We start from the raw sequence: 15022 nt of genomic DNA, 5'->3' as shown, positions 1-15022 counted from the left end.
GGGGCGCCCAGATGGACCAGTTCGACGCGTTCAAGGCGATGGGCGAGTTCTGGACCCGCGCCGGCGCGGGATTCTTCGCACCCGGGGCGGCGCCGGGCTTCTCGTGGCCAACGCCGCCGCAGACCGATCTCGCCGGCCTCGCCACAGCACAGAGTCACCTCGCCCAGGCCTGCGACGAGGCGACCGCCCTGTCGCAGACCCTGACCGCATCGCTGCAGGGCGGCGCTGGCGCGGCGGACCCGACCGCCGGGGCGGTGCTGGCCCGAATCTTCGATCCGCAGGCCTGGCTCGGCGGCTCTGCGGAGTTCGACGCGGCGCTCACCCGGATGTCGGAAGGCCCGCAATTGGCCGACCTGTGGCAGACCGAGCGGCGCTACGGCGCGCTGTTCACCGCCTGGGCGGCGCTGCGGCGGGCGCAGGCCGAGCACCAGGCGGTGATGCTGGAGGCCTGGACCCGGGCGGCCGGCACTTTTGCGAAAGAGGCCAATGCCCGCGCCGAGCGTGGCGAGGGGTTCAGCTCCGCCCGGGAGATGATGACCCGCTGGGCCGAGACCGCCAACGCCGTCCTGCTGGAGGTCCAGCGCTCCGAGGCGTTCCTGGCCTCGCAGCGTGTGGTGCTGAAGGCGTCCACCGACCTGCGGCTCGCCCAGCAGGACCTCTCGGCCTTCCTGTCGGATTTCTACGGGCAGCCGACCCGGGCCGAGCTCGACGACGTGCACAAGAGCCTCACTGAGTTACGGCGGGAAGTCCGCGCCCTGCGCCGGGAGCGCCGGGAGGCCGCCCGGGTCTCGAAGATGAACGGCACGGTCGCGCAGGAAGCGGAGACGGCTCATGGCTGAGCAGGAAGCCCCGAAGGCCCCCGTCCCCCCGCTGCCCCTCAACCCTGCCGAGATGCTGGCCGAGGTCGCCGATCTCGGCCGCCGGATCAGCGCGGGCGCCAAGCTGTTCTCGGACGTGCGCGACGCCGACGTGCAGATCGCCACCACGCCCAAGGACTTGGTCTGGAGCCAGGACAAGGTCTCGCTCTACCGCTACCGGCCGCTGGCTGAGAGCAAGGGCCTGCCGCCGGTGCTGATCGTCTACGGGCTGATCGGCCGCTACACCATGGCGGACCTGCAGGAGGACCGCTCGCTGGTTCGCAACCTGCTCAATCTCGGCCTCGACCTCTACGTGGTCGATTGGGGCAATCCCGGCCGGGCCGACCGCTACGTCACCATCGACGACTACGTCGACGATTACCTCGCCGAGTGCGTCGCCTTCATCGGCGCGGCGGTCGGGCGCGAAACAATCAACCTGCTCGGGATCTGCGAGGGCGGCGTCTTCACCACCTGCTACGCGGCGCTCTACCCGGAGCGGGTCAACGCGATGGTGCTGACGATCACGCCGATCGATTTCCACGCCGATACGCGCGAGACCCGGGCCGGCCACGGCTTCATCAATGTCTGGACCCGCTCCCTGTCGCCCGAGGATGTCGACCGCCTGATCGACGCCCAGGGCTCGCTGCCCGGGGCGTTCATGGGCTCGGTGTTCTCGATGATGACGCCGATGCGCACCATGACGAAGTACAACCTGGATTTGCTCGATGCCCTGGACGACAAGAAGAAGTTTCTGAATTTCCTGCGCATGGAGAAATGGATCGCCGACCGCCCGGATCATCCGGGCGAGGCGGCCAAGCAGTGGCTCAAGGACCTCTACCAGGACAACAAGCTGGTCCAGAGCACCTTCGTGCTCGGCGGCCGCACGGTCGACCTGAAGCGCATCGCCTGCCCGGTGCTCAACGTCTTCGCCCAAGACGATCACATCATCCCGCCCGCGACCTCCCAGGCGCTCAAGGACAAGATCGGCACCGACGACTACACGGAGCTCGGCCTGCCCGGCGGCCATGTCGGCGTCTTCGTCGGCGGCAAGGCGCAGAAGTTGCTGGGCTCCGGCATCGCCGATTGGCTGGGTGCGCGTGGGTAGGATTCGCTCTTATCAATCCGTGACAAGGTCGGAGCCGCTCCCCTCCCCCCTCTGCGGGGGAGGGTGGCCCCCGAAGGGGGGCGGGAGAGGGGAACCCGGTTTCCGGAGCAGGCGCCGCCTTCATGACGGCCGGTGTCCTGTTCTGCACCGTCGCTCCCCTCTCCCAACCCCTGCTGACGCACGAGCCACCCTCCCCCGCAGAGGGGGGAGGGAGACGCGAGCACCCCAGGCTCCGAGGATGACTGCATGGGCAGCCTGAAGAACAAGATCGTCAGCGCCGACGAGGCGCTCGCCATCCTGCAGGACGGCGACATGGTCGCGGTCTCGGGCTTCGTCGGCATCGGCACGCCGGACGAGCTGATCCTGGCGCTTGCCCGGCGGTTCGAGGCTGGCCAGGGGCCGCACGGGCTCGGGCTGATGTTCGCGGCCGCGCCCGGCGACGGCAAGGAGCGCGGCCTCAACCGGCTGGCGATCCCCGGGCTGGTGCGTCGCGTCGTCGGCGGCCATTGGGCGCTCGTGCCCAAGCTCGCCAAAATGGCGATCGACGGCCAGATCGAGGCCTACAACCTGCCGCTGGGGGTGGTGTCGCATCTCTACCGGGAGATCGCCGCCCACACGCCGGGCCACATCACCAAGGTGGGCCTGCGCACCTTCGTGGATCCGCGGCTCGAGGGCGGCAAGCTCAATGCCGTCACCCAGGAAGACCTGGTCAGCGTGGTCGAGCTCGGCGGCGAGTCCTGGCTGCACTACAAGGCGTTCCCGGTGAACATCGCGCTGATCCGCGGCACCACGGCGGATCCGGCCGGCAACATCACCATGGAGCGCGAAGCGCTCACCCTCGACAATCTCGCCGCCGCCATGGCGGCGAAGAACTCGGGCGGCTTCGTCATCGCCCAGGTCGAGCGCCTGGCGGAGGCCGGCTCGCTGGCCCCCCGCGAGGTGCAGGTGCCCGGGGTGCTGGTCGATTGCGTGGTGCTGAGCCAGCCGGAGAACCACCGTCAGACCTACGGCACCGCCTACAACCACGCCTTCACGGGCCGTCAGCGCGTGCCCCTCGACCGGATCCCGCCGATCCCGCTCGACGCCCGCAAGGTCATCGCCCGGCGCTGCGCCTTCGAGCTGCCCCCGGGCGGCGTGGTCAACCTCGGCATCGGCATGCCGGAGGGCGTCGCGGCGGTGGCCGCCGAGGAGCGGGTGCTGAAATACCTGACGCTGATCGCCGAGCCCGGGGTGATCGGCGGACTGCCGCAGGGCGGGCTCGATTTCGGCGCCGCCCTCAACCCGGCGGCCGTGCTGCACCAGAACCAGCAATTCGATTTCTACGACGGCGGCGGGCTTGATCTCGCCTGCCTGGGACTCGCGCAATGCGACGCGGAGGGCAACGTCAATGTCAGCCGTTTCGGCAAGCGGCTCGCCGGCGCCGGCGGGTTCATCAACATTTCGCAGAATGCGAAAAGCCTGGTCTTCGCCGGCACCTTCACGGCCGACGGGCTGGAGGTGGTGGTCGAGGGCGACGGCATCCGGATCGTGACTGAGGGGCGCTCTCGGAAGTTCATCGCCGCGGTTGAGCAGGTGACCTTCTCGGGTGCCTATGCGGCCGAGCGCGGACAGCCCGTGCTCTACGTGACCGAGCGCTGCGTGTTTCGCCGGACCAGGGCCGGCATGGAGCTCGCCGAGGTCGCCCCCGGGATCGACATCGAGCGCGACATCCTCGGGCAGATGGGGTTTGCGCCGATCGTGCAGGACCCGAAGCCCATGGATCCGCGGCTGTTCCGCGATGCCGTGATGGGGCTGGAGCCCTGGCTCCTCGGGCTCTCGCTGTCGGAGCGAATCAGCTACGACCGGGAGCGGAACATCCTGTTCTCGAACCTCGAAGGCTTTCAGGTCCGGACCATCGATGACGTCGAGCTGGTGCGCCGGGAATACGAGCGCGCCTGCCAGGAGATCGGCCGCAAGGTCCACTTGATCGCCAATTACGACGGGTTCGAGATCGACCCGACGGTGAGCGATGCCTATTTCTCGGCGATCGCTTATCTGGAAAACCGGTACTACGAGACGGCATCGCGCTACACGACCAGCGCGTTCTTGCGATTGAAACTCGGTGCCTCGTTGGCGAGCCGCGATCTGGCTCCGCATGTCTTCGAGACAAAAGCCGAGGCGCAGGCGAGGAATACGGCCCAGAGCGTGCCCCTCAAGTCGCGGACGGCCCTGTCTCAGCCGGACAGGCCGCAGCCGCCGAAGGAACCGTTGAATGCCTGAGTCCGATACACTTACCTTGAAGGACCGCAGCCTGCTGGTCGAAGCCTGCCTGATCGGCGGGGAATGGTCGAAGGCCGGGTCCGGCACCATCGATGTCACCAATCCCGCCACCGGCGCGGTGATCGCCCGGGTGCCGAATGCCGGCGCCGAAGAGACGGCCCAAGCGATCCAGGCGGCTTATGACGCCTATCCGGCCTGGCGCGCCAAGACCGCCAACGAGCGCGCCGTGCTGCTGCGCAAGCTCGCCGCCCTGGTCACCGAGAATCAGGAGGACCTGGCCCAGATCCTCACCGCCGAGCAGGGCAAGTCGCTTGCCGAATCCCGCGGTGAGGTCGCGATGTCGGCGGCCTACGTGCTTTGGTTCGCCGAAGAGGCGCGTCGCGTCTACGGCGACGTGATCCCCTCCCCCTGGGGCGACCGCAAGATCCTGGTGACCAAGGAGCCCGTGGGCGTCGTCGCGGCGATCACCCCCTGGAACTTCCCGTCCTCGATGATCGCCCGCAAGATTGCCCCGGCGCTCGCGGCCGGCTGCCCGATCGTGATCAAGCCGGCCTCGCAGACCCCGCTGTCCGGCCTCGCCTGGGGCGTGCTGTGCGAGAAGGCCGGCTTCCCGGCCGGGACGGTCAGCATCCTCACCGGCTCGGCCCGGGCCATCGGCGGTGAGATGACCGGCAACCCGCACGTCAAAAAAATAACGTTCACCGGCTCCACCGAGATCGGCAAGGTGCTGCTCGAGCAGGCCTCGCACACGGTTAAGAAAGTCTCGATGGAATTGGGCGGCAACGCGCCGTTCATCGTGTTCGACGACGCCGATCTCGACCGGGCGGTGGCCGGCGCGATGCTCGCCAAGTACCGCAATTCCGGCCAGACCTGCATCTGCACCAACCGCTTCCTGGTGCAGGACGGGATCTACGACGCCTTCGCCGACAAGATGGCAGAAGCGGCCAACCGCCTGAAGGTCGGCAACGGCATCGAGGAGGGCGTCGCCCAGGGGCCGCTGATCGACATGGCCGCGGTGGAGAAGACCGAGGCCCATATCCGCGACGCGCTCGAGAAGGGCGGCCGGGTGATCGCGGGCGGCCATCGCCACGCGCTCGGCGGCCAGTTCTTCGAGCCGACGGTGATCACCGGCGCGACCCCCGACATGGCGGTGGCCCGCGAGGAGACCTTCGGCCCGCTGGCGCCGCTGTTCCGGTTCCGCGACGAGGCCGAGGCCATCCGAATGGCCAACGACACCGAGTTCGGGCTGGCCTGCTACTTCTACACCCGCGATCTCGGCCGCACCTTCCGGGTCGCCGAGGCGCTGGAATACGGCATGGTCGGCATCAACGAGGGCATCATCACCACCGAGGTCGCGCCCTTCGGCGGCGTGAAGGAATCTGGCCTTGGCCGCGAGGGCTCCTACCAGGGCATCGATGACTACCTGAACACCAAGTACCTCTGCGTGGGCGGCCTCGGTGCCTGAGCCGGACGGCCGATCCCGGATCCCCGGGATCGGCCTGGCTGAACCTAGCGGGCGCTCGGCGCCGTGCTGCCGGTTGGCGCTCCGGGCGTGCCGGCCCGCGGGGCGGTGGTGGAACCGGTCGTCGCGCCCGGCCGGGCCGGGGCGGTCTGCTCCAGCGAACCCTGCCCGGTGCCGCCCACGGCGCCGGACTTGTTCACGTTGCCCTGCCCGGCGCCGCCGGTGGTCGGGGCCTGGGCCAGCGCGGCTCCGGAGAGCGCCAGCGTCAGGGCGGCGGCGAGGGCGAGTGTGGTCTTCGGCATGGGTGTTCCTCCGATCGGATCGTCGCGATCCCGTGGGAGGCCAACCCAGGCGCCGCCGGAATGTTTCAGCGGGCGAGCGCCTGGCGCCATCCGGTCCAGGGCCAGCGCGGGCTCTGGTCGGTTGCGCCGTCCGCCCCGGCGACCGACACGGTTGCGGTTCGGCCGCTGACCAGCCGCGCATCGCTCCCCGCGCCGTCCAGCGCGATCCGCACCGGGATGCGCTGGGCGAGGCGCACCCAGGCGAAGGTCGGGTTGACGCTGGCCAGCAGGTTCGACCCGTCGGTCCGGCCGGTCTCGGCGATGCCGCCAGCGATGCTCTCGACATGGCCGCGCAGCAGGTTGCCGTCGCCCATCAGCTGGATCGTTACCGGGGCGCCGACATGGATGCGCGGCAGCTTGGTCTCCTCGAAGTAGCCCTCGACCCGCAGAGTGTCGCGGTCGATCAAGGCCATCACGCCCCGGCCGGTGGTGACGTAGGCGCCGGGGCGCAGCTCCATGTTGGCGATCCGGCCGTTGACCGAGGCGCGCACTGCCGAGCGCTCCAGGTTGAGCTTGGCGAGGTCGCGGTCGGCCACAGCCTGCTCGTAGGCGGCCTTGGCGTTGAGGTCGGTGGCCCGGGCTGCCTCGACCTTCTGCTGTGACACGGCCGCGTCGCTGAGCTTCGTGTACCGAGCGTAGTCGGCCGCCGTCTGCTCGGCCATGGCCTTGCGGCCCTCCACCAGCGCCTCTGCTTGGCGCAGGCCGAGACGGAACCGGTCCGGGTCGATCCGGAACAGCACGTCACCCTTGCGGACGTTCTGGTTGTCCTCGACCAGCACCTCGGTGACGAGGCCCGACACGTCGGGCGCCACCGCGACCACGTCGGCCCGCACCCGCCCGTCCCGGGTCCAGGGGGCGTTCATATAGTAGTCCCACAGGGCGAGGCCGACGATCGCTGCCGCAGCGACCATGCCGAGCGTGACCGCCAGACGGCCGACGAGGGAGAGCAGGCGGGTCATGACAGGATCCGGTGGGCGAGGACGATCACGCCCCCGAGGAGGACGATGTACAGCGCGAGGTCGAACAGCGGCCGGTGCCAGACGAGGCGGTAGAAGCCGGTTGCCGCGAATACGCGGCGCACGGGCACGCTGAGCAGGAAGGCTGCAACCATCCATAGGGCCAGGGTGGGCACGAACACGCCGTAGAGATCGAACTCGCCCCTCATGCCGCGATCTCCTGGAGGGCGGGGGGGCGATAGGAGGGCGCATCGGGGAACAAGCCCCGACGCAGGCCGGCCAACCCGATCAGCGCAGCCTTGCGCTCGGGCGAGGTCACGGCCGCTGCCACGGCGTCGAGGCCGGCATCGAGGGCTGCCAGCAGATCGGGGCCGGGCGCGGCCGGCTGACTCCGCTTCTGTTCCGCCACGAGGGCGAGGACGCCGGCGGTGCTGCGCCGCGCCGCGCCAGACAGGCGTCGCCGCACCCGCCGGATCTCGACCAAATTGATGCCCACGCGCACATCCGCCAGGAGGTCGCCGGCCGCCGCGGCATCCTCCGCCGGGATCGCGGCGAGCCGCGGTGCAATCAGCCCGACCCGGTCGAGCATCAGGGCGGCGAGCTCGAGGCCATGGCCCGCGCCGCCGCCCTCGGCTGCCTTGGCCAGGCTCCGCCGGTTGATCCGCATCAGCCGGCGGGCAATCCGATCTGCCCCGAGGGACCGGACCAGCCGGATCACCACGGCGGCGATCCACATCCCGGTCACCGAGGCGAGCACCGAATTCGCGAAGGGTGCGAAATCGCCGCTGTAGCCGTTCTGAAGCGCGATCAGGGTCGCGCCGTTCAATGCCGCGCCCATCCCCATGGGCATGAGCCGGGGCTGGGTCATCATCAGCCCGCACAGGAGCAGCGGCGGGGCGAGAGCCAGGGCCAGCATTTCGAAGGTGGTCACCACCGGCAGGACTGCGAACAGATAGATGCCGGCGACAATCGCGCCAACGATGGCCGAGTTGGCGAAGCCGAGGATCGGCTGGGCCGGGTCGTCCAGCGCCGCGAACAGGCAGCAGGTCACCGCCGCCATCATCGGGGCCGCTGAGCCGTCCGGCCAGCCCGTGGCGATCCAGAGCGCGCAGCAGACCAGGATGCTGGCGAAGGCCCCGAAGGCCGAGAGCGCCGCGAGACCGTGATCTCGATGCCGAATGCGATGGACCTGCGCCGTATAGGTAAAAGCTAGCGACGTCGGCGGCGTCCCCGTCACGAGGTGCCCCCGCAGCGCCCGGAGGTCGAGCCGCAGGTCGATCACGTCCCGCAGGCGTGCGGCCAGGCTCGTGAGCAGCAGCGTGTTCCAGTCCGGGGTTCCCGCCAGCGACGGCTCGACCGTGTCGACCCGCTCGCGCAGCCGGGCGGCCTCCGCGGCACCGTCCTCCTTTCCTGCCAGCCAGAGGGCGATGTCCGAGAGGAGCGCCCGGATCCGCGCCGGCAGTGCGCCGGCTTGGTCGAGAGCCTGTACGCGGTCCGCCAGGGCGGCGACGATCGGCAGGACCATCAGCATATGCTGGCGCAACGGCGCGAAAGCAGCGCCGCGCTCCGCGCCGGCGGCCTCGTTGCGCAAGGCGAGGCCCAGCCCATCGAGGGCAATGGCGTCCGAGGCGAGGTGCAGGCGCCGGGCCGGGCTATCGTCGCCAGTCTGTTGAGCGCCGCCCAGCGCGGCACGCGTCCAGTCCCTGGCCTCCGCAAGCCAGAGATCGAGCCGCCCGGCGATGACCGGCGCGGCCGATTGCGGCAGGACCAACGTGGCGGCGAGGCCGGCGCAGACGATGCCCAGGGAGATTTCCTCCGCGCGGGCCACGGCGGTGTCGAAGATCGTCCCGGGGTCGTCGACCGCGGGGAAGCCGATCAGGGCGGCGGTGTAGCCGGCCAGCATCGGCAGGTAGCTCGCCGGCGTCCGGTCGAGGAGCGCCACGTAGAGGCACAGTGCGACCCAGAGTGCGATGGCCAGGCTGAGCAGGACCGGTGCGTTCACCACGTTCGGCACCAGCACGACGCTCATCATGGCGCCGAGCACGGTGCCGCAGACCCGGTACACAGCCTTCGACCGGGTCGCTCCCGACAGGACCTGGCTGGTGATGTAGACGGTTCCCAGTGCCCAATAGGGCCGCGGCAGGTCGATCCACAGGGCCAGGCTCAGGGCGAGCAGGGCCGCCGCGCAGGTCTTCAAGGCAAAGGCCCAGTCGCGCCATCCGGGCAGGGTCACGCCACCGACTCCTGCTTCGTCCCGTTCGGGCCGGGATCGCGACCGTAGGCCTGGAGCGCAGCGAAGACGCGGAGGCTCGCCTCTAGATCTGCGGCGCTGACCCCGGCGAACAGGCGCGCCCGCAAGGTCGCGAGTTCAGCCTCGATCTGTGCGACCATCGCGCGCCCCCGTGGTGTCAGATCGAGCACCTTCGCACGGCGGTCGGACGGGTCTTCCCGGCGCACCACCAGCCCTGCAGCGGCTAGCTGGTCGAGGAGCCGCACAAGGGATGGACCCTCGATCCCCACCGCCTCCGCGACGGCGTTCTGGCGCCGCTCCCCGGCCAGACGGCCGATCATCACCAGGGGATACGCTGTGGCATCGGACAAGCCGTGCACCTCCGCGACCGCGTTGGCGGCGCGACGCCACGTGCGGGCGCCGGTCTGCAGGGCGTGGGTATAGGCTTGCCGCAGACGCGTCTGCGCCTCGGGATCATCCGCGATCGGCATGAGTCCGGGTCTCCCGCCGCGAGGAGGTGATCGCGGATGGTTAAGATCGTAAGCTTATAGATAGCATCATATCGATTTGTGGGTGAACGCGATCGGCGAACTCAGGGTTGCAGCGGCTGCATGCCTGCGCCGGTCACCGGCAGGGACGGCCACCTCATGCCTCAGTGACTGCCGCCGCTCGTCGTACCGAGCTGAGGGCGCGATGGGACCCAACCGGGACGTGCTTGAATTCGATTGGCGCCCCGCTTCGCCCACGCAATCTCCTCATTCTGAGGTGCCCAGTGCTCGGAGCTTGCCGGGTCTCGAAGGACCGCACGCGGTATCGCCGGGCCGTTTGGAAGGCACCTTCAAGGCTGGCGCTATGCTACGGCGCCTCAGAATGCGGGTGCCGGTGGGATGGATCCAAGGCGCTCGCGCCGAACCCGTATCCCCGTCAGCACTCCAGGCGCCCCGGAGAGCACCAGACGACGCGTCAAGAAACAGACCCATAGGATTGCCGCTCGTCGTCGCTGATCGCGCGGATGACCCGACAGGGATTTCCGGCGGCCAGCACCCCGTCCGGGATATCGCGGGTGACGACGCTACCCGCGCCGATGACGGTGCGGGAGCCGATGGTCACGCCGGGAAGGATCAGGGCGCCCCCGCCGACCCACACGTCCGAGCCGATTTCGATCGGCTTCCCGTATTCCTGGACCCGGCGCAGGACCGCGTTGAATGGGTGGAGCGGCGTGAGGATCTGAACGGCGGGACCGAACAGGGTGAAACTGCCGATGCGGACCCGGCAGACATCGAGGACTACGCAATTGAAGTTGAAATAGACCCGCTCGCCGAGCTCGATATTCGACCCGTAGTCGCAGAAGAACGGCGGCTGCAGCCAGACCGTGTTGCCGCCCATGCCGAAGATCTGCCTGCATAGATCCCGGCGGCTTTCTTCTTCGGCCTCGCGCGTGGCGTTGAGCTGCTGGCAGAGATCCCGGACCCGGGCGCGGCCCGCGACCAGATCGGGGTCGAGCGCGTCGTAAAGCTCGCCCGCCAGCATCTTCTCACGCTCGGTCCGCATCGGCATCCTCCCGGTTTCCGTTCTGCATTGATGCGGGGCCGGTGCCGGCCGCATCGGCATCAGGGCGCGCTTCCACGCAATCCCACCGATGCGTACATATGTACGCATCGGTGACGAATGCCAACGCCTCCGGCCGGTGATGATCGTTTTCAGGAGTCCTGTGTGCCCCCGTCCCAGCGTCGCTACGACCCGGACCGCCGCGCTCGCATCGTGCAGGCGACCCTCGACGTCATCGCGGAGTACGGGGTTGCCGGGACGACGCATCGCCGGGTCGCGGCTGCGGCCAACGTGCCGCTCGGCTCGATGACCTACCACTTCACCGGCCTGGTCGAGCTGATCACCGAGGCCTTCACCCTGTTGGCCGATACGGTCTCGGCGCGCTTCACCGAGCGGCTGGCCGCGGCCTCGAACCGCGTGGAGGCCTGCGAGGCCGTGGTCGATCTCATCCTCGACGACAGCTGGGCCACGCCTCAAAACATGCTGCTGAGCTACGAGCTGTACGCTTTCGCTGCCCGCAACCCACCGCTGCGCCTCGTCATGCAGGGCTGGATGGAGAAGAGTCGTGCGGCCCTACGGCAACATTTTTCGGCTGATACGGCGAAGGCTTTGGATGCCCTGATCGAGGGCCTGTCGATCCATCGCTCGGTCGATGTGGAGCCGATGAATCGCATCCAGGTCCGCGCCCTGGTCGAGCGTCTCTCCTGAATTGGACACCCATGCCGTGCGCGTCACGCAGGATGAGCGTTGTGGATCTGGTCGAAATCCAGGGCTGCCGTGTCGATCACGATCTGCGTCCGGCTGATCACTTCGAGCTTGCGCAGGATCTCCGACACATGAGCCTTCACGGTGGAATCGCCCACCTGAAGCTCGTGGGCAATCTGCTTGTTCAGCTTGCCCTGCCGGATCATCATCAACACCCGCAGTTGCTGCGGCGTAAGCCGGGCCAAGCGCTCGGCCAGGGGGGGCTTCTTCCCGTGCGGCGCCGGCGTACTCGCTTCGGCGAAGCCGGGGGGCAGGAACAGGGCGCCGCTCATCACCTCGGTGATCGCGCGGGTCAAAGTGGTCTTATCCATCGCCTTGGGTACGAAACCGGCGGCGCCGTGCTGCAGGGCCTCTCGGACGATGCGTGGGTCTTCGTGACCGGACACGATCAGGATCGGGATCCGCGGGAAGCGGGTCCGGATCGTGATCAGCCCGTCGAAGCCGGTGACGCCCCGCATGGACAGATCGAGCAGGGTGAGGTCGATGCTCCGGTTAACGGCCAGGACCGCGCAGGCCGGCTCGATCCCGTCGGCTTCGTGCAGGACGGCGTCCGGATGGGCGAGGCGGATCGTGGCCGCCAAGGCATCACGGAACAGCGGATGGTCGTCAACGATCAGGAGATGCACGGACGGTGCGGTTCCTCGCTCAAGATCCGCATACGGGACCTTTGGATTCGTGAAAACTGATCGAAGCGGCCCCGGGGTGCAAGCGGATGTTGAGGGACCGCTCGTATCCGGGACATGAGCGCGCCCGACCCGCGGGACGAGGCCTGTACGCTGGCGGTGGGATGCCTTCCAGCGTCCGGTGAGGACGCTTCAGCGCGATGCGACGGTCTCGGGCAGCTTGAACGCCCCGACGCTGCCGCCCTTGTTCGCGCCGACGGTCGATTTGGTGGGCGGCCTCCGGACCTTCATCGGCCGGATGGTAAAGCTCCGCGTCTCATTCGGCGGCCTGTGCGCCGCTGCCAAAGTGAAACCGTGGGGCGTCAGCCACCGCGGGGCGGTATGGGACGGCACTCATCGTATGTGCGCCGTCAACACTTTTGAGGCAGGTTGAGAGCCGTCACGAACGGAGGATGTCTGGTTCATCGTAGCCCCAGGAGCGACGATGAAGCAGTCATCCGGGCCGGCGCCGAAGCCGGCAGAGGCCGTGATCAAGGACATCCGCCGCGCCACGCGCCGACACTTCTCGTCCGATTAGACGATCCGCATCGTGCTGGAAGGCCTGCGCGGTGAGGACAGCATCGCCAACGCGATGCACGACGGCTGGCACAAGGAGTTCCTGGAAGCCGGCAAGATGCGGCTGGCCGGCGACACGGCCCCCGATAAGCTGGAGATCATCCGGCTGGTCGAGCAATCCCACCTGCCGGTGCGCACCGCACAGGACAAGCTCGGCATCCTGCGCGCCACCTTCTACCGCTTGTGCGACGCCGACAGCCGCGGTGGCCCCGAAGCCCTGGCCGACCGCCCCAAGCGGCCGAGCCGGGTGTGGAACCGATTGCCGACCGAGGTTCGCGATCAGATCGTCGCCCTCGCGCTGGAGCAGCCGGAGCTCAGCCCGCGCGAGCTGGCGGTGGGCTTCACCGACGAGCGCCGGTACTTCGTCTCGGAGGCGACCGTCTACCGCTCGCCCAAAGTCCAGGATCTGATCACCAGCCCGGCCTACATCGTGGCCAATCCAGATGGATCAAAGCATCCGTTCCTGAGCGTCCCAGCTCGTCTCGAATCATCTGACGACCGACAGCATCCTGGAGCACATCCGCTGCGACAATGGCCCTGAAATAATCTCCAAAGCACTGCGCAAGTGGCTTGCCAAAGCTGGCTTGCAAATTCCGCATATCGCGCCAGGCTCACCGTGGGAGGGCGGGTACTGTGAGATCTTCAATGGCAAGCTGCGCGTCGTGTGCTTGAGACAGGAGACCTTCTACTTGCTCAAGGAAGCACAGGCCAAAATCGCTCTCTGGCAGAACACTTACAACCGCGTCCGGCCACATGCGGCGCTCGGCTACCGACCACCCGCGTTTGTCAGCTTCCCAGATTTGGCCTTCCGGTTACTTATGGCGACGGCCATGCAGGAGGTTCTCCCTCGGCTCGGTTCATAAAACCGGTCAGGTGACGGCGTCTTCGCCTTTGGCCGACGCGGCTCAGGTGGCTCCAAAGCAACCCGCTGCGCGTCGCTCAGCATCAGCGCTCGTCGGATCGGAGGCACAAAACGCAGGCTGCATGAGATGGTTCAGGTGACGATAGACATCAGTATCGAGGCATTTATCGATCACTTTAAACTTCTTCCACGACCTGACGTCATTTGCTCTTCCGCCACAAGCTTGACAGGTATTGCCACGCCGGGCCCAGGACGAAGCGCGACAGCGGGATCAACAGGGCGCCGACTGCCAATCCGATCAAACCCGACGCCATCGCGGTGACCATCCACGCGACGCCGCCGCCGGCAAACGGAACATATGAGGCCGCGCTGGATGCGGCCTCGTGCACGGCGTGGGCTGGGGCCGACAGGCCGTAGGTCTCCAGCCCGTGCATCAGGATCCCGCCGCCGACCCAGATCATCGCCGCCGTTCCGACGATGGCCAGGAGCGTGAGCAGGATCGGCATGCCGCGGACCACGCCACGACCGAGACCCCGGATGAGGCTGCCGAAGGGCGGCCGAGCCGTGCTGCGGGCAAGGGCGAGGCCCGCATCGTCGGCCTTCACGATCAGCGCGACCACGCCGTAGACGCCCGCGGTGATGCCCACGGCGACAATGCCCAGGACGGCCGCCCGCATCCAGAAGCTGCCCTCCGGCAAGGCGGCCAGGGTGATGGCCATGATCTCGGCCGACAGGATGAAGTCGGTCTTGATGGCACTCGCCACGCGCCGGTCTTCCAGGGCCTGATCGGTCCCCGTGCCGCCCTGGACTTCAGCCTCGTGCCCGTGCGCGCGATGGGGAAAGAGAGCCTCGTAGACCTTCTCGGTGCCCTCGTAGCAAAGATACGCACCGCCCAGCATCAGGAGCGGGGTGATCGCCCAAGGTGCGAAGGCGCTGAGCGCAAGGGCGCCCGGCAGCAGGAACAGGAGCTTGTTGCGGAGCGATCCCAGGGCGATCTTGCCGACGATGGGCAGTTCGCGTTCCGCCGCAAAACCGACGACGTAGCGCGGCGTGACCGCGGCATCGTCGATGACGACGCCGGCCGCCTTCGTCCCGGCCTTAGCGGCTTGACCCGCGACGTCGTCCAGGGATGCCGCCGCCGTCCTCACCATGAACGCGACATCGTCCAAGAGGGCGATCAATCCAACGCTCACAGGTCTTTCCTCGTCAGCAATGAGTCCGCCAGACAGACGATCCGCGGCCGGATTTGATCCGTCACACCCGACGATCGAGGCGGCCGGATCGCCGAAAACCCGTGCCTTGAAGCGAAACGACCCCGGATCTGGATCTGTCGCATCGCAGACCGGATGCCGGCATTGTTCGGCGTCGGCTCTCAAGCTGCTGCCGGATCTTCAGCCGT

The 15022-nt window shown here is 68.3% G+C and carries 13 protein-coding genes and 1 pseudogene; 6 read left to right on the top strand and 8 right to left on the bottom strand.

The features are described from left to right. Window positions 1-11: 11 nt before the first annotated feature. The 4 genes from AO398_RS07895 to AO398_RS07880 all read left to right on the top strand — a co-directional run bounded on the left by AO398_RS07895 (window position 12) and on the right by AO398_RS07880 (window position 5686). Window positions 12-839 (top strand): poly(R)-hydroxyalkanoic acid synthase subunit PhaE, encoded by an 828-nt coding sequence (locus tag AO398_RS07895; RefSeq protein WP_058191507.1) that lies wholly within the window; start codon window positions 12-14, stop codon window positions 837-839. Further along, window positions 832-1962, top strand: coding sequence for a class III poly(R)-hydroxyalkanoic acid synthase subunit PhaC (gene phaC, locus AO398_RS07890; RefSeq protein ID WP_201025727.1), 1131 nt, complete (start codon window positions 832-834; stop codon window positions 1960-1962). Before AO398_RS07895 ends, phaC begins: the two co-directional genes overlap by 8 nt. Window positions 1963-2208: 246 nt before the next feature. Then, window positions 2209-4221: an acyl CoA:acetate/3-ketoacid CoA transferase gene (locus tag AO398_RS07885; protein WP_058191506.1), complete on the top strand. Its 2013-nt coding sequence runs from the start codon at window positions 2209-2211 to the stop codon at window positions 4219-4221. Beyond that, window positions 4214-5686, top strand: a complete 1473-nt coding sequence (locus tag AO398_RS07880; protein WP_058191505.1) for an NAD-dependent succinate-semialdehyde dehydrogenase — start codon at window positions 4214-4216, stop codon at window positions 5684-5686. The genes AO398_RS07885 and AO398_RS07880 overlap by 8 nt, the downstream gene beginning before the upstream one ends. A 44-nt stretch (window positions 5687-5730) precedes the next feature. On the opposite strand, the gene AO398_RS07875 is transcribed toward AO398_RS07880, so the two are convergent. From AO398_RS07875 to AO398_RS07850, 6 genes are all read right to left on the bottom strand, one after another. After that, complete coding sequence (locus tag AO398_RS07875; protein WP_058191504.1) at window positions 5731-5985, bottom strand: hypothetical protein; 255 nt, start codon at window positions 5983-5985, stop codon at window positions 5731-5733. A gap of 65 nt (window positions 5986-6050) precedes the next feature. Next, window positions 6051-6983 (bottom strand): HlyD family secretion protein, encoded by a 933-nt coding sequence (locus tag AO398_RS07870; RefSeq protein WP_058191503.1) that lies wholly within the window; start codon window positions 6981-6983, stop codon window positions 6051-6053. After that, window positions 6980-7189: a DUF1656 domain-containing protein gene (locus tag AO398_RS07865; protein WP_058191502.1), complete on the bottom strand. Its 210-nt coding sequence runs from the start codon at window positions 7187-7189 to the stop codon at window positions 6980-6982. Before AO398_RS07865 ends, AO398_RS07870 begins: the two co-directional genes overlap by 4 nt. Next, window positions 7186-9213, bottom strand: a complete 2028-nt coding sequence (locus AO398_RS07860; RefSeq protein ID WP_058191501.1) for an FUSC family protein — start codon at window positions 9211-9213, stop codon at window positions 7186-7188. The genes AO398_RS07865 and AO398_RS07860 overlap by 4 nt, the downstream gene beginning before the upstream one ends. Next, on the bottom strand, window positions 9210-9701 hold the full coding sequence (locus AO398_RS07855; RefSeq protein WP_082643178.1) for a MarR family transcriptional regulator: 492 nt from the start codon (window positions 9699-9701) through the stop codon (window positions 9210-9212). The genes AO398_RS07860 and AO398_RS07855 overlap by 4 nt, the downstream gene beginning before the upstream one ends. Before the next feature lie 472 nt (window positions 9702-10173). Then, window positions 10174-10761: a sugar O-acetyltransferase gene (locus AO398_RS07850; RefSeq protein ID WP_058191519.1), complete on the bottom strand. Its 588-nt coding sequence runs from the start codon at window positions 10759-10761 to the stop codon at window positions 10174-10176. A 162-nt stretch (window positions 10762-10923) separates the two neighbouring features. Between AO398_RS07850 and AO398_RS07845 the strand changes: the two genes are divergently transcribed. Next, entirely contained in the window at window positions 10924-11466 is a 543-nt protein-coding gene (locus tag AO398_RS07845; RefSeq protein ID WP_082643177.1) for a TetR family transcriptional regulator, read from the top strand. Window positions 11467-11489: 23 nt separating this feature from the next. Here the strand turns inward: AO398_RS07845 and AO398_RS07840 are convergent, their stop codons facing one another. Next, complete coding sequence (locus AO398_RS07840; protein WP_058191499.1) at window positions 11490-12149, bottom strand: response regulator transcription factor; 660 nt, start codon at window positions 12147-12149, stop codon at window positions 11490-11492. A 481-nt stretch (window positions 12150-12630) separates the two neighbouring features. Here AO398_RS07840 and AO398_RS29315 point away from each other — a divergent pair. Continuing rightward, window positions 12631-13624, top strand: a pseudogene (locus tag AO398_RS29315) (integrase core domain-containing protein). Window positions 13625-13823: 199 nt separating this feature from the next. Here the strand turns inward: AO398_RS29315 and AO398_RS07825 are convergent. Then, entirely contained in the window at window positions 13824-14816 is a 993-nt protein-coding gene (locus tag AO398_RS07825; RefSeq protein ID WP_058191498.1) for a DUF808 domain-containing protein, read from the bottom strand. Window positions 14817-15022 lie beyond the last annotated feature (206 nt).

Origin of the sequence: Methylobacterium sp. GXS13 (assembly GCF_001455965.1) — a bacterium.
GTDB lineage: Bacteria > Pseudomonadota > Alphaproteobacteria > Rhizobiales > Beijerinckiaceae > Methylobacterium.
The sequence above is the reverse complement of the archived record's forward strand: the minus strand, read 5'-3'. Positions and strand labels throughout refer to the sequence as shown.

Coding starts and splice junctions, on each gene's coding strand:
- AO398_RS07875 (WP_058191504.1), bottom strand. CDS start 5,985: ATGCCGAAGACCACACTCGCCCTCGCCGCCGCCCTGACGCTGGCGCTC.
- AO398_RS07865 (WP_058191502.1), bottom strand. CDS start 7,189: ATGAGGGGCGAGTTCGATCTCTACGGCGTGTTCGTGCCCACCCTGGCC.
- phaC (WP_201025727.1), top strand. CDS start 832: ATGGCTGAGCAGGAAGCCCCGAAGGCCCCCGTCCCCCCGCTGCCCCTC.
- AO398_RS07880 (WP_058191505.1), top strand. CDS start 4,214: ATGCCTGAGTCCGATACACTTACCTTGAAGGACCGCAGCCTGCTGGTC.
- AO398_RS07895 (WP_058191507.1), top strand. CDS start 12: ATGGACCAGTTCGACGCGTTCAAGGCGATGGGCGAGTTCTGGACCCGC.
- AO398_RS07885 (WP_058191506.1), top strand. CDS start 2,209: ATGGGCAGCCTGAAGAACAAGATCGTCAGCGCCGACGAGGCGCTCGCC.
- AO398_RS07850 (WP_058191519.1), bottom strand. CDS start 10,761: ATGCGGACCGAGCGTGAGAAGATGCTGGCGGGCGAGCTTTACGACGCG.
- AO398_RS07855 (WP_082643178.1), bottom strand. CDS start 9,701: ATGCCGATCGCGGATGATCCCGAGGCGCAGACGCGTCTGCGGCAAGCC.
- AO398_RS07870 (WP_058191503.1), bottom strand. CDS start 6,983: ATGACCCGCCTGCTCTCCCTCGTCGGCCGTCTGGCGGTCACGCTCGGC.